17 protein-coding genes are annotated in these 17,215 nt (G+C 70.9%); 4 read left to right on the plus strand and 13 right to left on the minus strand.

Annotated elements, in window-relative coordinates; genetic code table 11:
• On the plus strand, positions 1–660 hold a 660-nt coding region (locus ABZ749_RS10455; RefSeq protein WP_357225637.1), incomplete at its 5' end, for an SDR family oxidoreductase.
• Here the strand turns inward: ABZ749_RS10455 and ABZ749_RS10460 are convergent.
• Genes ABZ749_RS10460 through ABZ749_RS10480 form a run of 5 tightly spaced genes read right to left on the minus strand, consistent with a single transcriptional unit; the run spans position 651 to position 5,215 of the window.
• Positions 651–1,619: a YafY family protein gene (locus ABZ749_RS10460; protein ID WP_357225640.1), complete on the minus strand. Its 969-nt coding sequence runs from the start codon at positions 1,617–1,619 to the stop codon at positions 651–653. The genes ABZ749_RS10455 and ABZ749_RS10460 overlap by 10 nt on opposite strands.
• Positions 1,620–1,642: 23 nt before the next feature.
• A complete protein-coding gene (locus tag ABZ749_RS10465) occupies positions 1,643–2,284 on the minus strand; it encodes a response regulator transcription factor (RefSeq protein ID WP_357225643.1) in 642 nt (213 codons plus the stop codon).
• Positions 2,281–3,549, minus strand: coding sequence for a sensor histidine kinase (locus tag ABZ749_RS10470; protein ID WP_357225646.1), 1,269 nt, complete (start codon positions 3,547–3,549; stop codon positions 2,281–2,283). Before ABZ749_RS10470 ends, ABZ749_RS10465 begins: the two co-directional genes overlap by 4 nt.
• 11 nt (positions 3,550–3,560) lie before the next feature.
• Positions 3,561–4,295, minus strand: coding sequence for an ABC transporter permease (locus tag ABZ749_RS10475; RefSeq protein WP_357225650.1), 735 nt, complete (start codon positions 4,293–4,295; stop codon positions 3,561–3,563).
• 11 nt (positions 4,296–4,306) lie between these two features.
• Positions 4,307–5,215, minus strand: a complete 909-nt coding sequence (locus ABZ749_RS10480; protein ID WP_112584211.1) for an ABC transporter ATP-binding protein — start codon at positions 5,213–5,215, stop codon at positions 4,307–4,309.
• Positions 5,216–5,415: 200 nt separating this feature from the next.
• On the opposite strand from ABZ749_RS10480, the gene ABZ749_RS10485 reads away from it, so the two are divergent.
• Both ABZ749_RS10485 and ABZ749_RS10490 read left to right on the plus strand, forming a co-directional pair.
• Entirely contained in the window at positions 5,416–6,207 is a 792-nt protein-coding gene (locus ABZ749_RS10485) for an EI24 domain-containing protein (RefSeq protein ID WP_357225655.1), read from the plus strand.
• A gap of 1 nt (position 6,208) precedes the next feature.
• Positions 6,209–6,724 (plus strand): O-acetyl-ADP-ribose deacetylase, encoded by a 516-nt coding sequence (locus ABZ749_RS10490; RefSeq protein WP_357225658.1) that lies wholly within the window; start codon positions 6,209–6,211, stop codon positions 6,722–6,724.
• 143 nt (positions 6,725–6,867) lie between these two features.
• On the opposite strand, the gene ABZ749_RS10495 is transcribed toward ABZ749_RS10490, so the two are convergent.
• From ABZ749_RS10495 to ABZ749_RS10525, 7 genes are all read right to left on the minus strand, one after another.
• Positions 6,868–7,764 (minus strand): GNAT family N-acetyltransferase, encoded by an 897-nt coding sequence (locus tag ABZ749_RS10495; protein WP_357225660.1) that lies wholly within the window; start codon positions 7,762–7,764, stop codon positions 6,868–6,870.
• Positions 7,765–8,053: 289 nt separating this feature from the next.
• The gene (locus ABZ749_RS10500) at positions 8,054–9,061 is read right to left on the minus strand and encodes a LacI family DNA-binding transcriptional regulator (RefSeq protein WP_355578337.1); all 1,008 of its coding nucleotides are present in this window, start codon (positions 9,059–9,061) and stop codon (positions 8,054–8,056) included.
• A 19-nt stretch (positions 9,062–9,080) separates the two neighbouring features.
• A complete protein-coding gene (locus tag ABZ749_RS10505; RefSeq protein WP_357225667.1) occupies positions 9,081–10,493 on the minus strand; it encodes a GH1 family beta-glucosidase in 1,413 nt (470 codons plus the stop codon).
• Positions 10,490–11,323: a carbohydrate ABC transporter permease gene (locus ABZ749_RS10510; protein WP_357225671.1), complete on the minus strand. Its 834-nt coding sequence runs from the start codon at positions 11,321–11,323 to the stop codon at positions 10,490–10,492. The genes ABZ749_RS10505 and ABZ749_RS10510 overlap by 4 nt, the downstream gene beginning before the upstream one ends.
• On the minus strand, positions 11,323–12,312 hold the full coding sequence (locus ABZ749_RS10515) for a sugar ABC transporter permease (RefSeq protein WP_357225675.1): 990 nt from the start codon (positions 12,310–12,312) through the stop codon (positions 11,323–11,325). Before ABZ749_RS10515 ends, ABZ749_RS10510 begins: the two co-directional genes overlap by 1 nt.
• A 70-nt stretch (positions 12,313–12,382) precedes the next feature.
• Positions 12,383–13,687 carry an extracellular solute-binding protein gene (locus ABZ749_RS10520; protein ID WP_357225680.1) on the minus strand — a complete coding sequence of 435 codons (1,305 nt, stop codon included), beginning with the start codon at positions 13,685–13,687 and terminating at the stop codon, positions 12,383–12,385.
• A gap of 229 nt (positions 13,688–13,916) precedes the next feature.
• Complete coding sequence (locus ABZ749_RS10525; RefSeq protein ID WP_357225683.1) at positions 13,917–14,675, minus strand: maleylpyruvate isomerase family mycothiol-dependent enzyme; 759 nt, start codon at positions 14,673–14,675, stop codon at positions 13,917–13,919.
• A 114-nt stretch (positions 14,676–14,789) separates the two neighbouring features.
• Here ABZ749_RS10525 and ABZ749_RS10530 point away from each other — a divergent pair, with 114 nt between their 5' ends.
• Entirely contained in the window at positions 14,790–15,827 is a 1,038-nt protein-coding gene (locus ABZ749_RS10530) for a UDP-N-acetylmuramate dehydrogenase (protein ID WP_357225689.1), read from the plus strand.
• 593 nt (positions 15,828–16,420) lie between these two features.
• Here ABZ749_RS10530 and ABZ749_RS10535 read toward each other — a convergent pair.
• Positions 16,421–17,137 carry a class I SAM-dependent methyltransferase gene (locus tag ABZ749_RS10535; protein WP_357225686.1) on the minus strand — a complete coding sequence of 239 codons (717 nt, stop codon included), beginning with the start codon at positions 17,135–17,137 and terminating at the stop codon, positions 16,421–16,423.
• Positions 17,138–17,215: the final 78 nt, after the last annotated feature.

Genomic DNA, 17,215 nt, shown 5'->3' on the forward strand with positions numbered 1-17,215 from the left:
GCCCGGATCGACGCCGAGCACCGCCAACTCGACGTGCTGGTGAACGACATCTGGGGCGGCGACCCACTGGTCACCTGGGACAAGCCGGTCTGGGAGCAACCGCTCGACGCAGGCTTCCGTACCCTGCGACTGGCCGTCGACACGCACATCATCACCAGCCACTTCGCCCTGCCGCTGCTGATCCGCAAGCCCGGTGGCCTGGTGGTGGAGATGGGCGACGGCACCAAGGCGTACAACGACGAGAACTACCGGCTGTCGGTCTTCTACGACCTGGCGAAGGTCTCGGTCAACCGGCTCGCCTTCACTCAGGCGCACGAACTGAAGCCGCACGGCTGCACGGCCGTGGCACTGACCCCCGGCTGGATCCGTTCCGAGGCGATGCTGGAGCACTTCGGCGTGACCGAGGACAACTGGCGCGACGGGGCCGCCACCGACCCGAACTTCCTCATCTCGGAGACCCCGGCCTTCGTCGGCCGGGCGGTGGCCGCGCTCGCCGCCGACGAGGAGAAGGCCCGCTGGAACGGCAGGTCCGTCGACGCCGGCAGCCTGTCCAAGGTGTACGGCTTCACCGACCTCGACGGCAGCCAACCCGAGGGTTTCCGCTACATCACCGAGGTGGTCGACGCGGGCAAGCCGGCGGACGTGACCGGCTACCGGTAGAGCGCGGCGAGCCGTTCGGCGCTCTCCACGAACAACCGCCGCAGCTCGGGCGGGTCGATGACCTCGACCTCGGGGCCGAGGCCCAGCAGTTGGTGGTACGCCACCGGGACCGACTCGACGGGCAGCCGCGTCACCACCCAGCCCTGCCCGTCGGGCGGGCCAGCGGCGGCGACCAGTTCGTCGTACACGTCGGGGGCACTGACCAGGTGCCGGAGCTGGCGCAGGCCGGCGGGGCTCAGCCGGACGGCGACCTCGGCCCGCAGCATGGTCCGCAGGAACGACCCGGCCTGCTCGCGCCAGTGCCCGGCCAGGTCGAAGCCCTCGTCGCGGTCGAAGTGTTCGTCGCCCACCTCGACCCCGGTGACCCGGTCCACCCGGTAGGTGCGCACATCGTCGCCGACGCGGCCGACCAGATACCAGACCCCGCTCTTGAGCACCAGGCCGTACGGCTGGACCTGGCGGGTCACCTCCTGGTCGCCGCGTCGGTAGCGCAGCTCCACCACAGTGTCGCCCCAGACCGCCCGGGCCAGCTCGGGCAGCCAGGGCGGTGGCGTGCTCTGCCGGAACCAGCCCGGTACGTCCAGGTGGAACCGCTGCCCGGCCCGGGCCGGCGCGTCGCGCAGGGCGGGTGGCAGCGCGGCGAGCACCTTCAGCTCGGCGGACGCGACGGCGTCGGCGAGCCCCATCTCGCCGGCCGGTCCGGGCAGCCCGGCGAGGAAGAGCGCCTCCGCCTCGTCCCGGGTCAGCCCGGTCAGCCGGGTGCGGTACCCGCCGAGCAGGCGGTAGCCGCCGGCCCGCCCTCGGTCGGCGTAGACCGGCACCCCCGCTGCGGAGAGCGCCAGAACGTCCCGATAGACGGTCCGCTCGGAGATCTCCAGCTCCCGTGCCAGCTCGCCCGCTGTCATCGACCCGCGTGACTGCAACAGCAACAGCAACGAGATCAGTCGGGACGCGCGCATCCGCCCATCCTGCCCGGTGCCGCTCACCGCCCGCCGGGCGTCAGCAACCCCCGGTCGTACGCGGTGGCCACCGCGGCAGCCCGGTCGTTGACCCCGAGCTTGGCGTACACGTGCAGCAGGTGCGTCTTCACGGTGGCCTCGCTGATGAACAGGCGGGTCGCCGCCTCCCGGTTGGAGGCGCCCCGGGCCACCAGGGTGAGCACCTCAAGCTCCCGTTGACTGAGCGGTTCCTCGGCGGGAGCGCGCAGCCGACCCATCAGCCGGCCGGCGACGCTCGGCGCCAGCACCGACTCGCCCCGGGCCGCGGCCCGGACCGCCCGAACCAGATCCTCCCGAGGTGTGTCCTTGAGCAGGTAACCGGTCGCCCCTGCCTCGATCGCCGGCAGCACGTCCGCGTCCGTGTCGTAGGTGGTGAGCACCAGCACCCGGGCGGTGCTGCCGGTGCGAGCCAGCCTGCGGATGGCGGTCACCCCGTCCATCCCGGGCATCCGCAGATCCATCAGCACCACGTCCGGCCGCAGCGACGCGACCAGGGCCAACGCCTCCGAGCCGTCCGCCGCCTCGCCCACCACCTCGAAATCGGGGTCACCGGTGAACATCCCCCGCAGGCCGTCCCGCACCACCGGGTGATCATCGACGATCAACAGCCGAACCGGGGCGGTCAACCGGCACCTCCAGGTAGCGCGGGAACGGACGCCGAGATGGCGGTGCCGTTGCCCGGCTCGGACTCGACTGCCAACTCGCCACCGACCCTTGCCACCCGTTGCCGCATGGCGGTCAACCCGTACCCGCCGCCCGGCTCACGGGACGCCGGCTGGTCGGCGACGTCGAAGCCCGCCCCGTCGTCACGGACGTCGAGCGTGACCACGTCCGCCATGTACGACAGGGTCAGCCCGACCCGCGACGCGGCGGCGTGCCGGGCCACGTTGGACAGCGCCTCCTGGGCGGCCCGCAGCAGGGTCACCTCCACCTCCGGGTGCAGCGGGCGGGGCGTGCCCGTGGTGGCCACGTCGGCCCGTACCCCGTTCAGGGCCGACCAACGCCCGCCCAGCTCGACCAGGGCGTCGGGTAGCCGGGCCGTTTCCAACGGTTCCGGGCGGACCGCCTGCACCGAGCGGCGGGCCTCGGTGAGGCTCTCCCGAGCCAGGACGAGCGCGTTGTCGACGTGCCGGCGCCAGTCGGCAGACCGGTCGCGGCTCTGCTCGGCCGCCTCCAGTTGAGTGATGATGCCGGTCAATCCCTGCGCCAGGGTGTCGTGGATCTCCCGCGCCATTCGTTGCCGCTCATCCAGCACGCCGGCCTCCCGGGCCTGGGTGAGCAGCTGGGCGTGCAGCCCGGCGTTCTCATTCACCGTCTCGGTGAGCTGACGGTTGGTCTCACCGAGTTCCGCCATCAACCGTTTGCGTTTGGCGTCCTCCTGTTCGGCGATCACCGCGAACCAGCTCACCGAGCCAGCCACCACCAGGTTGAACAGCACCAGCAACAGCCACAGCGGCAGGTGCGACACCACCACCGACAGACCACCGCCCTGCGACGTGGCGACCAGGGTGGCCGTGGTGACCACGCCCGCGACGCGCCAGCGCCCGGGCAGCACCGGAAAGGCGTGGATGTAGCCGATCCAGGCGAAGAAGCCGTACCACGGACTGGCCGCCACCAGCGCGGCGGCGAACGTGAGCAGCCCGGCGTAGTAGACCGCCATCGGTCTGCGCCGGCTCTGCCAGCCGGGGTGCAGGATGACGAACCAGGCGACCCAGCCTCCGGCCGCCACGGCGACGGCGAGGGTGGGCAGCGCCCCGGGCTGGTCAGGTGCCGGTGCGACGAGGGCCAGCAGGGTGCCCAGAGTCAGCCCGCCGAAGGGGAAGACGCGGTAGAGGACCGCCTCGCGTTCTCGCCAGCTGGCCAGACGGTCGTGCCCACCGTCGCGTGTCATCGCATCCCCGCTCACTCCCAGCGGAACAGTCTCGCCGCGCCGGCACCGGCCGCCACGGCGATCACCGCCATTATTCCCAGGTGCAGCGGCTGTGGCGGAGTGCCGGTCCAGGCGTCGAGGAGCGCCTGCACCCCGGGCGGCGTGTAGTCGCCGATCCGCGCCACGACGTCGGGGAGCAGGAACCGGGGGAGGTAGACCCCGCCGAAGAACATGGTGAGCAGGAACAGTGGGACGGCCAGGGCCTGTGCCGCCTTCGTGGTTTTGGCCACGGCGGCGACCAGCAGGCCGAGCGCCAGCAGCGCCGCCGTGCCGAGGACGAACGCCAGGGTGAAGCCGAACGGGTGCCGGGGGAGCGGCACCTCGAACGCCAACCGGCCGACGACGATGAGCAGCAACGCGCTGGCCAGGATCGCGGCCAGGGCCACCACCAGTTGGGCGGCGAGCAGAGCGCCCGGGTGCGCCGGAGTGGTCGCCAGCCGACGCAGCACGCCGCGTTCCCGGTAGGTGGCCAGCGCCATGGGCATCGTGTTCACCCCCACCATGGCCAGGGTGACCACCAACAGCGACGGGGCGAAGTAATTGACGAAGTTCTGCCCGTCGAAGTTCGGATCCGGCTCGCGGAGCGAGGGAATCAACCCGAGCACCACCAGGATCAGTGTGGGCAGCCCGACTATGGTGAGCAGCGTCGGTAGGTCCCGCAGGTAGAGCCGCGCCTCGACCTTCAGGATCTGGCGGAAGGCGTGCATTGTGCTTCCTCTCAGTTGGCGGGCCGGTGCCCGGTCAGCTCGACGAAGGCGTCGTCGAGGGTGGACTGCTCCAGCCGCAGGTCTGCCGCGACGATCTGGTGACGGGCGAGCACCGACGTGACGGCGTGCAGCAGCTCGCCGGTTCCGGTCACCACCACCTGGCTGCCGGTTCGCTGCACGGCGGAAACCTCGGGCAGGTCGGTGAGGAGCCGGTCGTCGACCGGAGCTGAGGGCCGGAACCGGATCCGCTGCTCCGGAGCCACCGTCGACACCAGGCCCGCTGGGCTGTCCAGGGCGACCACCCGACCCCGGTCGATCACCGCGACCCGGTCGCAGAGCCGCTCGGCCTCCTCCATGAAGTGGGTGACCAGCACGATCGTCACCCCGCTGTCGCGGACCTGTTCGATGAGGCCCCAGGTGTCCCGGCGGGCCTGCGGGTCCAGCCCGGTGGTCAATTCGTCGAGGATGGCGATCTCCGGGTTGCCGACCAGGGCCAGCGCGATGGAGAGCCGCTGCTTCTGGCCGCCGGAGAGCTTCTTGTACGCGGTGTTCCGCTTGTCGCCGAGGCCCAGCTTGTCGATCAGCTCGGCCGGGTCGGCCGGGTTGCGGTAGAACGAGGCGTACAGCTCCAGCGCCTCGGCCACCCGCAACCGGTCCGGCAGTTGGCTTTCCTGGAGTTGCACCCCGACCCGCTGGCGTAGCTGGGCCGCGTCCCGGCGGGGGTCGAGCCCGAGGACCGACACCCCGCCCCCGTCGGGGACACGCAGCCCGGCTACGCACTCCACAGTGGTGGTCTTGCCGGCGCCGTTCGGGCCGAGGACGCCGAAGATCTCCCCGGCCTCCACGGCGAGCGACACGTCGTCCACCGCCACCAGGTCGCCGTACCGCTTCTTCAGGTGGGTCACCTCGATGACCGGCATCGTGTCGCCTTTCGCCGCCGCTGACTTCGTACCCCTCAAGGGTGGTCGGGGTGGCCCGCCGGCGAATCGACCGGTCAGCGACGAACCTCGGTGCCCCCGGTGGATCGCTGCCGTCCGTCAACCGGTTGATGTGTACGCGGCGGCTCGCTGCTAGCGCTCCGCCCGGCGGATCCGATCACGGCTGGTTAGGCTGCTCGATCGTGGATGCCAGCAGAATCGCCAGCCCGGTGACCGGGGTCGTCGGACGCTTCCTCGCCGGGGCGGGGCTGCTCCTGCGTGGGTTGGGCCTCTACGTCCGCAGCCCGGGGCTGATGCTGCTCGGCATCGTGCCGGCGTTGATCTCCGGCGTGCTATTCCTGGCCGCGCTCGCCACACTGGTGTACTTCGTGGACGATCTCGCCGCGCTGGTCACCCCGTTCGCCGACGACTGGTCGAACACCGGACGCAGCCTGGTCCGGGTGATCGCCGGGTTGGCCTTCCTGGGGGTCGGCGGCCTGCTTGGCGTGCTCACCTTCACCGCCGTCACCCTGGTCATCGGCGACCCGTTCTACGAGAAAATCTCCGAGCAGGTCGAGCAGCGGTACGGCGGCACGCCGGGCGCTGTGGACGTGCCCTTCTGGTCGTCGCTGCGCCGTAGCCTCGCCGACTCGGTACGCCTGCTGGCGCTCACGGCGTTGGTTGGCGTCCCGCTCTTCGTCGCCGGCTTCATCCCGGTGGTCGGCCAGACCGTCGTCCCGGTCATCGGGGCGGCCGTGGGCGGGTGGTTCCTCGCCGTGGAGTTGGTCGGTGCACCGTTCTACCGACGGGGGATGCGGCTGCCGCAGCGCCGGACGATCCTGAAGGCCGACCGACCCACCGCGCTCGGCTTCGGAGTGGCCGTCTTCCTGTGCTTCCTGATCCCGCTCGGCGCGGTGTTGATCATGCCGGCGGCGGTCGCGGGCGCCACCCTGCTGGCCCGCCGATCGCTCGGCCAGTCCATCGAGAAGGACTGACGTGGAGATCACCCTGGTCGAGGGCGACATCACCGCCCAGCGGGTCGACGCCGTCGTGAACGCCGCGAACTCGTCCCTGCTCGGTGGCGGTGGGGTCGACGGTGCCATCCACCGGCGCGGTGGCCCTGCGATCCTCGCGGAGTGCCGGGCGCTGCGGGCGTCCCACTACGGCAGAGGGCTGCCGACCGGGCAGGCGGTGGCGACCACGGCCGGTGAGCTGCCGGCCCGCTGGGTGATCCACACCGTCGGACCGGTCTGGTCCGGCACGGAGGACCGCTCGGCGCTGCTGCGCGACTGCTACGCCAACAGCCTGCGGGTGGCCGACGGACTGGGCGCGGCCGTTGTGGCCTTCCCGCTGATCTCCGCCGGCATCTACGGCTGGCCGGTCGACGACGCGGTCCGCCAGGCCCTGACGGTGCTGCGCCCGGCCACGCCCGCCACCGTCACCGAGGCCCGCCTGGTGCTGTTCGGGCCGGATACCTACGCCACCGCCCGCAGAATCTCCGAAACACCCTGACCCCACCCCACCCCACCCCACCCCCGCCCCGCCCTCACCCCGCCCTGCCCCGCCGATCTTGCAGTTTCGGTTGTCGACATGAGGGCCTATGTCCCTTGTGTCGGGACAGAAAGTGCAAGATCGACGCAGGGTGTGCCGTCAGGTCAGGTCAGGTCGGTCAGGCAGGACCACTCGGATGCCACCGGGCGGTAGCCAAGCCGGGTGTTGATCGCGAGCATCGGCCCGTTCGCCTCGTCGTTCGAGGTGTACGCGACGCGCAGGCCGTTCGCGGCGGCCCGGTGCAGCGCTGCCGTCTTGGCGAGCCGGGCGAGGCCCCGCCCCCGGTACGCCGGGAGACTGCCGGTGAAGTCCGACCACATCCGGTCCCCGTCCCGCTTCACCAGGCTGAAGGCGGCCACCTCCCCGTCGACTTCGACAGCGGTGCTGGACTCCTTGTCCAGACCCAGGTTGTCCCAGACGTCGTACTGCCAGCTCTCGTAGCTGATCGAGTCGACCGGCACGTCGCCCGGCTCGTCCAGCGACGAGGCCACGTCCGCCGCGTACAGCAGATGCGGGTCGAGGTCGGAGATCGGGAGCAGTCGTACGCCCGGGGGCGGCTCCGGCAGCGCGGGTGCCGGATTCAGTTCGAGCGCCGAGAAGCGCAGCTCACGACTGGGCTCGTAGCCGTGTCGGCGGGCGAACGGCAGCGCCTCCGGTTGAGCGAAGGTGCGGAGCCGGCGGACCCCCAGCGGGGCAAGGTGACCTGTCGCGGTCGTCAGCAGCGCGGTGCCGATGCCGCGCCGCCGGTGCTCCGGGTGCACGTGCAGGAGGGAGATGTCACCGAAGTCCGCCGTCGAGGTCGACGCGTTGCGTTGCGCCGTCACCCAACCGACGACCTGGGCGTCGACCTCGGCCACGAAGGCGACCCAGTCCCGGCCCGGTACCGGATCGGCGATCATCTTCCGGGTCGACTCGACGCCGCGCACCTGGTACGGGTAGACGATCGTCCGTAGCGCCACCACGCCCGGAGCGTCGTCCGGCTGCGCAACACGAATGCGCATGTCAGGCCCCCATCCGTACGGCCGCGACGACGGCCTCGACCTCGACGAGTTGGTGGGAGCAGCTGAGCAGTGCGACAGGATCCGGCATGTCGGCGAGGCTAGCCAAGATCTTCTGCCCGGACGACGCATTAACCGCGTGCTCCCGCAGCCGGCGACCGACCAGCAGGCGGCAACTTCAGGGAAATAGTGGCCTCCCGGCGCTCGGAGACCACTATTTCCCTGAAGTTGTGCGGATCTTGCAGGGCGGGTCCGGCGCGGACCCGCGGCCGACGGAGCGACGCAATAACCGTCAGGCGGAGGCGCGACGGATCAGCTCGGTGGGCAGCATGATCGCCTGCTCGATGGTCTCCCCGGCGGCCAGCCGGAGCAGTTGGCGGGTCATCCGGCGGCCGAGCTCCACGATCGGCTGCCGGACGGTGGTCAGCGGCGGCTCGGTGTAGGCGGCTGTCTCGATGTCGTCGAAGCCGACCACCGCCACGTCGTCGGGCACCCGCCGACCCGCCTCGCGCAGCGTCCGCAGGGCGGCGTGCGCCATCAGGTCGGAGGCGGCGAAGACGCCGTCGAGGTCGGGGTGCTCGGCGAGCAGGCGGCGCATCGCCGCCGACCCGGATTCCCTGGTGAAGTCACCGATGGCGATCAGCTCGGGCAGCCCCGCGTCGGCGACCGTGCTGCGGTAGCCGCTGAGCCGTTCGATCCCGGCGACCATGTCCTGTGGCCCGGCGATTGTCGCGATCCGTCGACGACCGCTGTCGATCATGTGCCGGACGGCCGCGGTCACCCCGGCCACGTGGTCGACGTCGACGTACGGGACGGGCACGTCGCCGAGCGGCCGGCCGCTGACCACCACCGGGATGCCGAGTCGGGCCAGCGTGCCGGGCAGCGGGTCGGCACCGTGCAGCGACGCGAAGAGCACGCCGTCGACGTGCCGGCCGGTGGTGTACCGCTCGACCCGGTGGTGCCCGGCCGGCGAGCCGGCGAGCATCAGCACCAGTTGCTTGTCGGCCGCCTCCAGTTCCTGGCTGACGCCCCGGATGATGCCGGGGAAGACCTGGTCGTCGGAGAAGACCCGGGTGGCCGCCTCCGGCATGACCAGGGCGATCGAGTCGGTGCGCTGGGTGACCAGGCTGCGGGCCGCCAGGTTGGGGACGTACCCCAACTCGGCGACCGCCCGGGTGACCGCCTCGCGGATCGGTTCGGCGACGGTGGTGGAGCCGTTGACCACCCGGGAAACGGTGGCACGGGACACTCCGGCCCGCGCTGCCACCGCTTCGAGCGTCGGCCGCTGCGCCGTCGTCATCGCGCTTTCCCCCCGCTCGTCACAGCCCGTTCCGGGAGATCACCTCCTGGTACCACCGGGCGCTGGCCTTCGGTGTGCGCCGCTGGGTCAGGTAGTCGACGTGCACGATCCCGAACCGCTTGCGGTAACCCTCCGCCCACTCGAAGTTGTCCAGGAATGACCATACGAGATAACCGCGCAGGTCCACGCCCCGGGAGATCGCCTCATGCGCTGCGCGGAGGTGCCCGTCGAGGTAGGCGATGCGATCGGCGTCGATCACCTGCGCCGGGCCGTCGGGCGAGTCGGCGCCGGGCTTGTCGGGGAACGCCGCACCGTTCTCGGTGATCAGCAGCGGCACACCGGGGTAGTCGGCGGCGATCCGCTCCAGCAGCCGGGTGAGCCCGGCCGGCTCGATCATCCACCCCATGTCGGTGAGCGGCCCCGCCGGTGGCAGGAAGTGCACAGCGCCCTCGGTGCCCGGGTACGCGCCGTTGCCGCCGCCGTCGGGCCGCCCGGCCACGTAGGTCGGGGCGTAGTAGTTGATGCCGAGCAGGTCGATCGGGGCGGCGATCACCTTCTCGTCGCCGTCGCGGATGAACGTCGGCTCGACGATCCGGGCCACGTGCTCGCGGACGTCGTCCGGGTAGCCGCCGGCCAACAGCGGGTCGAGGAAGATCCGGTTGTGCAGGCCGTCGACCAGGCGGACCGCTGCGGCGTCGGCCGCGCTCTGCGGGTCTGCCGGGCGTACGTCGGCCGGGTTGACGGTGACGCCCACGCTGCGCGCGCCGGCCGCCCGCAACGCCCGCGCCGCCAGGCCGTGCCCCAACAGCAGATGGTGTACGGCGGTGAAGGCCGCCGCCGGATCCTGCTCGCCGGGAGCGTGCAGGCCGTTGGCGTAACCGAGGTAGGCCGAGCACCACGGCTCGTTGAGCGTGGTCCACACGTCGATCCGGTCGCCGAGGCGGGCGTACACCGCTGTGGCGTAGGTGGCGAAGTGTTCGGCGGTGTCCCGGTTGGTCCAGCCACCCCGGTCGCCCAGGGCCTGCGGCAGGTCCCAGTGGTAGAGGGTGACGATCGGGTCGATTCCCCGGTCCAGCAGCGTGTCGGTGAGTCGGTCGTAGAAGTCCAGTCCACGGGGGTTGGCGGGGCCGGTGCCGTCGGGCTGTATCCGCGGCCAGGCCACCGAGAACCGGTACGCCCGCAGGCCCAGCTCGGCCATCAGCGCCACGTCGTCGGCGTACCGGTGGTAGTGGTCGCAGGCGACGTCGCCGGTGTGACCCTGGTACACCTTGCCCGGCGTACGGCTGAAGGTGTCCCAGATGGACGGACCGCGACCGTCGTCGCGGGCCGCACCCTCGATCTGGTACGCGGCGGTGGCCGTCCCCCAGAGGAAGTGTTCGGGAAACCGGATCTCGTTGCCGGGCCGGTTGGTTGAGTCGCTCCGCTCGTTCACGCCTTGACCGCACCTTCCATGATTCCGCCGATGATCTGCCGGCCGAACAACACGAAGACCAGTAGCAGGGGCAGCGTCGCGATGGCCGTTCCGGTGAACACCTGCGACATGTCCTGGTAATACCCGTCCGACAGTGCGCGTAGGGACAGTTGCACAGTTGGATTCGTCGGGTCGTTCAGTACAGCGTACGGCCAGAGGAAGTCGTTCCAGGTGGTCATGAAGGTGAGCAGGCCGAGGACGGCGGCGGCGGGACGCAGGGCGGGCAGCACGACGTGCCACCAGATCCGGGCGGTGCCGCAGCCGTCCATCCGGGCGGCCTCGATCAGTTCGTCGCTGATGGCCTGGCCGGCGTACTGCCTCATCATGAACACCCCGAACCCGGTGACCAGCACCGGGACGATGACCGCCGGCAGTCGATCGTTCCAGTGCAGTTTGGTCATGAGCAGGTAGAGCGGGATCACGCCGAGCTGCGTCGGCACCATCATGGTCGCGATGATCACCAGCAGCATGGCGTTGCGGCCGCGGAACCTGAGCTTGGCGAAGGCGAACCCGGCCAGGCTGGAGAAGAACACCACGGAGACGGTCACCGTGATCGCCACGATCGCCGAGTTGATCAGGCCGGTCAAAAAGTACGCGTCGGTGTTGTCGAACAGGCGGGCGATGTTCGCGCCCAGGTTGCCGCCGGGGGTGACCGGGGGTGGCAGTTGGCCCATCGCGTCGTTGCTGCGGCTGGCGACGACGAACATCCACCAGATCGGAAAGACCGACAGGCCGGCGGCGACGACCAGGGCGAGGTAGGTGAGCGGGCTGGCCCGCCAGAGTCGGCTCATCACGCCGATCCCTTCTGCGATCGGTCCCCGCCACCGAGGCGACGCAGGATGAGTACGTTGACCGCCGCGACGATCGCGATGAGCGCGAAGAGCAGCCAGGCCACTGCCGAGCCGTACCCGAAGTTGTAGTGCGGGGCGAAGGCGTTCTCGAACATGTACATGGTCAGCGTCTGCGACTCGCGCAGCGGCCCGCCGCGGATCGGGTTGGTGCCGGAGTTGAACATCCGGGGCTCGGTGAAGAGTTGCAGACCGCCGATGGTGGCGATGATGGTGCAGAAGATGATCGTCGGTTTGAGCAGCGGCACGGTGACCGACCAGAACTGTCGGGCCCGGCTCGCGCCGTCGATCGCCGCCGCCTCGTACAGGTCGCGGGGGATCGCCTGCATCGCGGCCAGCAGGATCAGCGCGTTGTAGCCGGTCCACCGCCAGTCGACCATGGCGGAGATGGCCACCCAGGACGCCAGCCGGTTGGACTTCCACTCGATCGCGTCCAGCCCGACCAGGTCGAGCATCCAGTTGATCATGCCGAACTCGCGGCCGAAGAGCACCCCGAAGACGATCGCCACCGCGGCCGTGGACGTGACGTTGGGGACGAGCACCGCCATCCGCCAACCGGTACGCGCCCGCAGGCCGCGGTTGAGCAGGTTGGCCAGCCAGAGCGCGGCGAGCAGTTGCGGGACGGTCGAGATCACGAAGATCCCCAGCGTGTTGACCAGCGCGTGCCAGAAGTCGGCGTCGGCCAGCAGCCGGGTGTAGTTCTCCGCCCCGACAAAGGGGTGGTCGACTCCGAGCAGGTCCCAGTCGTGCAGCGAGACCCAGAAGGTGTACGCCAGCGGGTACGCCCCGAAGACGCCGAAGATCAGGAAGAACGGGGCGATGTAGAGGTACGGCGAGAAGCGGGTGTCGAACCGGCTGAGCCGACCCGAGGATTGGCGGTGGTTGCCGGTTGCCGGTGCGGCCGGCGGACGGGCGTCGAGCTGGACGGTCATGCCCGAGAACTCCTTTCCGTCGCGCGGGCGGGACCCCGGCTGCCGAGGCCCGCCCGCACGCTCGCTCGGGCTACTTGGCGGCGGCCTTCTTGGCGTTGTTCACCGCGTCCGTCCAGCCCTGGCCGGGGTTACGCTGGCCCAGCTCCACGGTCCGTACGGCGTTCTCCACCTCGGTACGGACGGCCTGGTTCTTCGGGCCCATGTAGACCGGCTTGAGGCTCTTCGCGCCGGTGCCGAAGATCGAGCCGACGGGTGCCCCGGAGAAGTACGCGTTCGTCGACTGGGCGATCGCCGGGTCGTCGAGCGCCTGCGGCGACGACGGCAGCGGGCCCTTGGCCTTGAACGCCCCGATCTGACCCTTGGCGCTGGTCAGGAACTTGGCCAGCGCGATCGCCTCGGCCTGGTGCTTGCTCTGCTTCGGCACGGCGAGGTGCGACCCACCCCAGTTGCCGCCGTTGCCGGGCACCTGGGCGATGTCCCACTTGCCCTGGGCGCTCGGTCCGGAGTTCTGCTCGATGACACCGGTCATCCAGGCGGGGCAGGCGATGGTGGCGAACTTCGACTGCTTGAAGGCGGAAACCCACTCCTCCGACCAGGAGCCGTACTTTCCGGAGAGGCCCGAGTCGATGATGTCCATTGTGGTGTCGTAGGCCTGTCGCACGGCCGGGTTGCTGTCGACGACCAGCTTCTCGCTGGTGTCGTAGTAGCTGTAGCCGGAGGTGTTGCCGGCGGTCTGGAGCAGGATGGTGTTGAAGGTGTTGGTGGCCGCGTCGAGGAAGGACGCCCCGGTCTTGGCGGCGACGAACTTCTCGCCGGTGGCGATGTAGTCCTGCCAGGTGGGCCAGAGCTTCGACACCTCGTCCCGCTCGGTGGGCAGGCCGGCCTTTTCGAAGAGGTCCTTGCGGTAGCACATGGCGATGCCGCCGACGTCGGTGCCGAGGCCGATGAGCTGCTTGCCGTCGGCGGTCAGGCCGGCGTTCCACTTCCACTCGAGGAAGTTGCCCTTGAGGTCGGCGGCGCCGTGGTCCAGCAGGTTGACGAAGTTGCCGGGGTTGGCCTTGTACTCGACAAGCAGGCCCTCCTCGATGGCCACCACGTCGCCGGCGCCGCGTCCGGCGGCGAGCCACTGGGTCAGCTTCGGCGAGTACTCGTCGAGGTTGGTGCCGGTGCCACGCTCGACGATCTTCACGCCGGGGTTCGCGGCCATGTACTCCTGGTAGAGCTGCTCGTAGCCGAACTGGCCGAAGACGTCGACGGTCAGGGTGACTGATCCGTCGCCCGGCTCGTCGCTGCCGCCGCAGCCAGCGGTGACGAGCAGGGCGGTGGCGGCGGCGAGGGCCACCGCAGCGAGGCGGCGGCGCGGGAAGACAGCCATGGGTTATCGACCTCTCTCAAGGCGGGCGGGTGGTGGCAGATGGCTAAGAGAGCGCTCTCACGACACTGTGGTGGGTCGCCAACCCACTGTCAAGAGAGCGCTCTCTCAGCGTTGTGGTCCCGTGATGAACGCTCACCGTCGGTGCGGCGTCCGGCAGACGAGGCAACCCCCGACATCGACGAAGGGCGCCACCCCCAATGGGGTGACGCCCTCGCTCGTGGTGGGTCGCTCAGCCGGTGCGCAGACCGTCCAACAGCCTGCGGTCACCGACGACGTCCAGCGTCTCGAAGCTCACCCGCCCCCAGAGCGCCAGCAACAGATCGCTCGCGGTGCCGCTGACCTGGGCGCGGGCATGATGATCGTCGTGGTCGAAGATGGTCGCGGTGTCGAGCAGCGCCACCCCCTCGCCGCGCAACCGCAGATACCACTCCTGGTCCGCATCGGTCGCGCGGAGCTGCACCACCCCGTGCCAGTCACCCGGCACCTGCCGCCGGCCCGCCGGCAACCAGGTGTCCAGCACCTCACTCACCCCGTCGGCCGCTAGCTTCGCCTCCACCGGGTCGCCGGCGCCGATGGCGAGCTGGGCATCCCAGCGGTGCACAGCCGTCTCGTGCGCCGTCCGTCGCGGCCAGAAACCGGCCTTCTTCGGCTGCGGGGCCCAGTTCCACGCCGGCGCCTCGGGGTCGAGCCCGTCGAAGAGGGTCATCACCCGGTCGTAACCCTGCTGCCACAGCTGAAGCGCGTTCACGCCCGGGTCGACCTCGACCTTCTCCCACCGAGGCGGTTGGCTGGTCTGGCCGGAACCAGCGAACGACGACACCCAGTGGTAGAAGCCGGCCAGGTGCAGTGTGAGGTCGTTGACCGTCCAGCCCGGACAGGACAGCACCGGTGTCTCCGGCGGCGCCTCGGCCACCGCTGCCGCGAAAGCCGGACCCTCCGTCCGGAGCGCCCCGATCCAGAAATCCTTGCTGCCCTGCAGTCTGCTCATCGCCATCCTCCCGGGGGTGCCGGGCGACCAGTGGGTGCCACGGCTACTTGTCAGCCTAAGGTGAAGGGCGTGCCAGACGCCTCCGCCCAGCCGACAACCGACGCCGATCGTGCCATCCCCGGTCCACTCGCCGGCTACACCACCCTGCGAACGGGTGGACCCGCCAAGCGGATCGTGGCCGCCGGCAGCGCCGACGAGCTCGTCCACGCGGTACGCGCCGCGACGGAGCCGGTCCTGATCCTGGCCGGGGGCAGCAACGTGGTGATCGGCGACGCCGGCTTCCCCGGCACCGTCGTGCTGGTGCGCTCCCGTGGCATGCGGGTCATCGCCGAGGACGCCACCTCGGTCACCGTACGAGTCGACGCCGGCGAGCCGTGGGACGACCTCGTCGCCGCCACTGTCGCCAACGGCTGGGCCGGGCTGGAGTGCCTGTCCGGCATCCCCGGCTCGACCGGTGCCACCCCGATCCAGAACGTCGGCGCGTACGGCCAGGAGGTCGCCGAAACCATCACCGGCGTCGAGGTGTACGACCGCGTCGAGGGCACCCGCCAGGTCATCCCCGCAGCCCAGTGCGGCTTCGCCTACCGGGGCAGCATCTTCAAGTACGTGGACCGGTGGGTGGTGCTCTCGGTCGACTTCCGACTCACCAGGTCTCCGCTCTCCGGGCCGGTGCGCTACGCCGAGCTGGCCCGAGCCCTCGGTGTCGAGGTGGGCGAGCAGGTGCCGCTGGCCGACGCCCGGACGGTGGTGCTGCGGCTGCGGGCGGGCAAGGGAATGGTGCTCGACGCCAACGACCCGGACACTCGCTCGGTCGGCTCCTTCTTCACCAACCCGGTGCTCGACCGCGCGACGTACGAACAGCTCCTGGAACGCTCCACCGAGCTGGGCGACCCGCCCGCCTGGCCCGGGGCGGACGGCCTGGTCAAGGTGAGCGCCGCCTGGCTGATCGACAAGGCCGGCTTCACCAAGGGCCATCCCGGCGAGGGTGGAGTGGCCATCTCCAGCAAGCACACCCTGGCGTTGACCAACCGCAGCGGCACCGCCCACACCAGCGACCTGCTCACCCTGGCCCGCACCATCCGCGACCAGGTCCACGCCCGCTTCGGCGTAACCCTGCACCCCGAACCAGTCCTCATCAACTGCACCCTCTAACCCACCCCACCAACCCCGGCGTGCCACGGCCGTACCCCGGCCTCGCCCTGCCCCGCCCCGGCCTCACCGCACCTCACCTCACCCCGCGCGTCTCCCGCCACCCCGGCCCCCGGCCCCGCCCCCGGCCCCGCCCCCGGTCGCCCGGGCCCGCCGCCCGCCCGGGCCTCGTTCCGGCCCCGCCCGGTCCCAGCCCGCCCCCGCCCGGTCCCAGCCCGCCCCCGCCCGGTCCCAGCCCGGCCCGCCCAGCCCCGCCCGCCCGGGCCCCGCCCCGCCCCGGCGATCTTGCAGTTTCTGCTGGGACATAGGGGATCTAAGGGAACGAATCGTCGACCGAAAGCGCAAGATCGGCGTGTGGCGTGTGGCGTGTGGCGTGTGCGTGTGGCGTGTGGCGTGTGGCGTGCGGGTGCCCTGTGCCGCAGCGACAGCCCCGCCCGCCCGACCGCGTCGATCATGGAGTTGTGGTGGGGGACAATTGCCTTCTAGGGGGTTAAAGTGCCCACCACAACTCCATGATCGACAGGTGGAGGGCGGGGGTGGGGCAGGGCGGAGTGAGGCGAGGCTGGGCAGGGCGGAGTGAGGCGAGGCGGGGGCGGTTAGGGGAGGGGCCAGGGGAGGGTTAGTTCGCCTTGGCGCCAGCGGGTGGGGTTGTCGAGGATGGGCCAGCCGGTTTCGCGGAGGCGGGTCACCGCGTGCAGCCAACGTTGGCGGGGGCCGAAGGTGGCGTACGGGGCGGCGGCCTGCCAGGCGTCGTCCAGGGCGCGGATCAGCGCGTGCACCGGCTCACCGGGAACGTTGCGGTGGATCAGCGCCTTGGGTAGCCGCTCGGCCAGTTCGGCAGGGCTGCCCAGCGTGGTGAGCTTCGCGGCCAGGGTCAGCGTCCGCGGGCCGTCGGCGTCGATCAGCAGCCAACTGGCGAGCCGCCCCAGCTCGTCACACGTGCCCTCGACGAGCGCTCCGCCGGGAGCGAGCGCGGCGGTCATCGTCTGCCAGGCTTCGGCGACCTCGCTCTCGTCGTACTGTCGCAGCACGTTGAACGCGCGGACCAGCACCGGCCGGAGCCCGGCCAACTCGAACCCACCCCGGGCGAATGTCAGCCCGGGTGGGTCGGCGGCCGGCGCCGCGGCCGCCACCCGGGCCGCGTCGATCTCCAACCCGACCAGCCGTACGTCCGGGCGGACCCCGGCCGCCAGTCGAGCGCGCAACTCCACAGCGGTCACCGGGGTGGCGCCGTAGCCGAGGTCGACCACCAGGGGGTCGTCCGCCTTCAACAACCGGTCGGCGCAGGTGGCGACGCATCGAAGCCGGCCCACCCGCCGACCTGCCCTTCATCCCACCCGGCCCTCCACCCTCCTGACCGGTGCACTGTCCCCTGTGGAGGGTGCTCGATG

Origin of the sequence: Micromonospora sp. NPDC047753, assembly GCF_040642735.1 — a bacterium.
Classification (GTDB): Bacteria; Actinomycetota; Actinomycetes; order Mycobacteriales; family Micromonosporaceae; genus Micromonospora.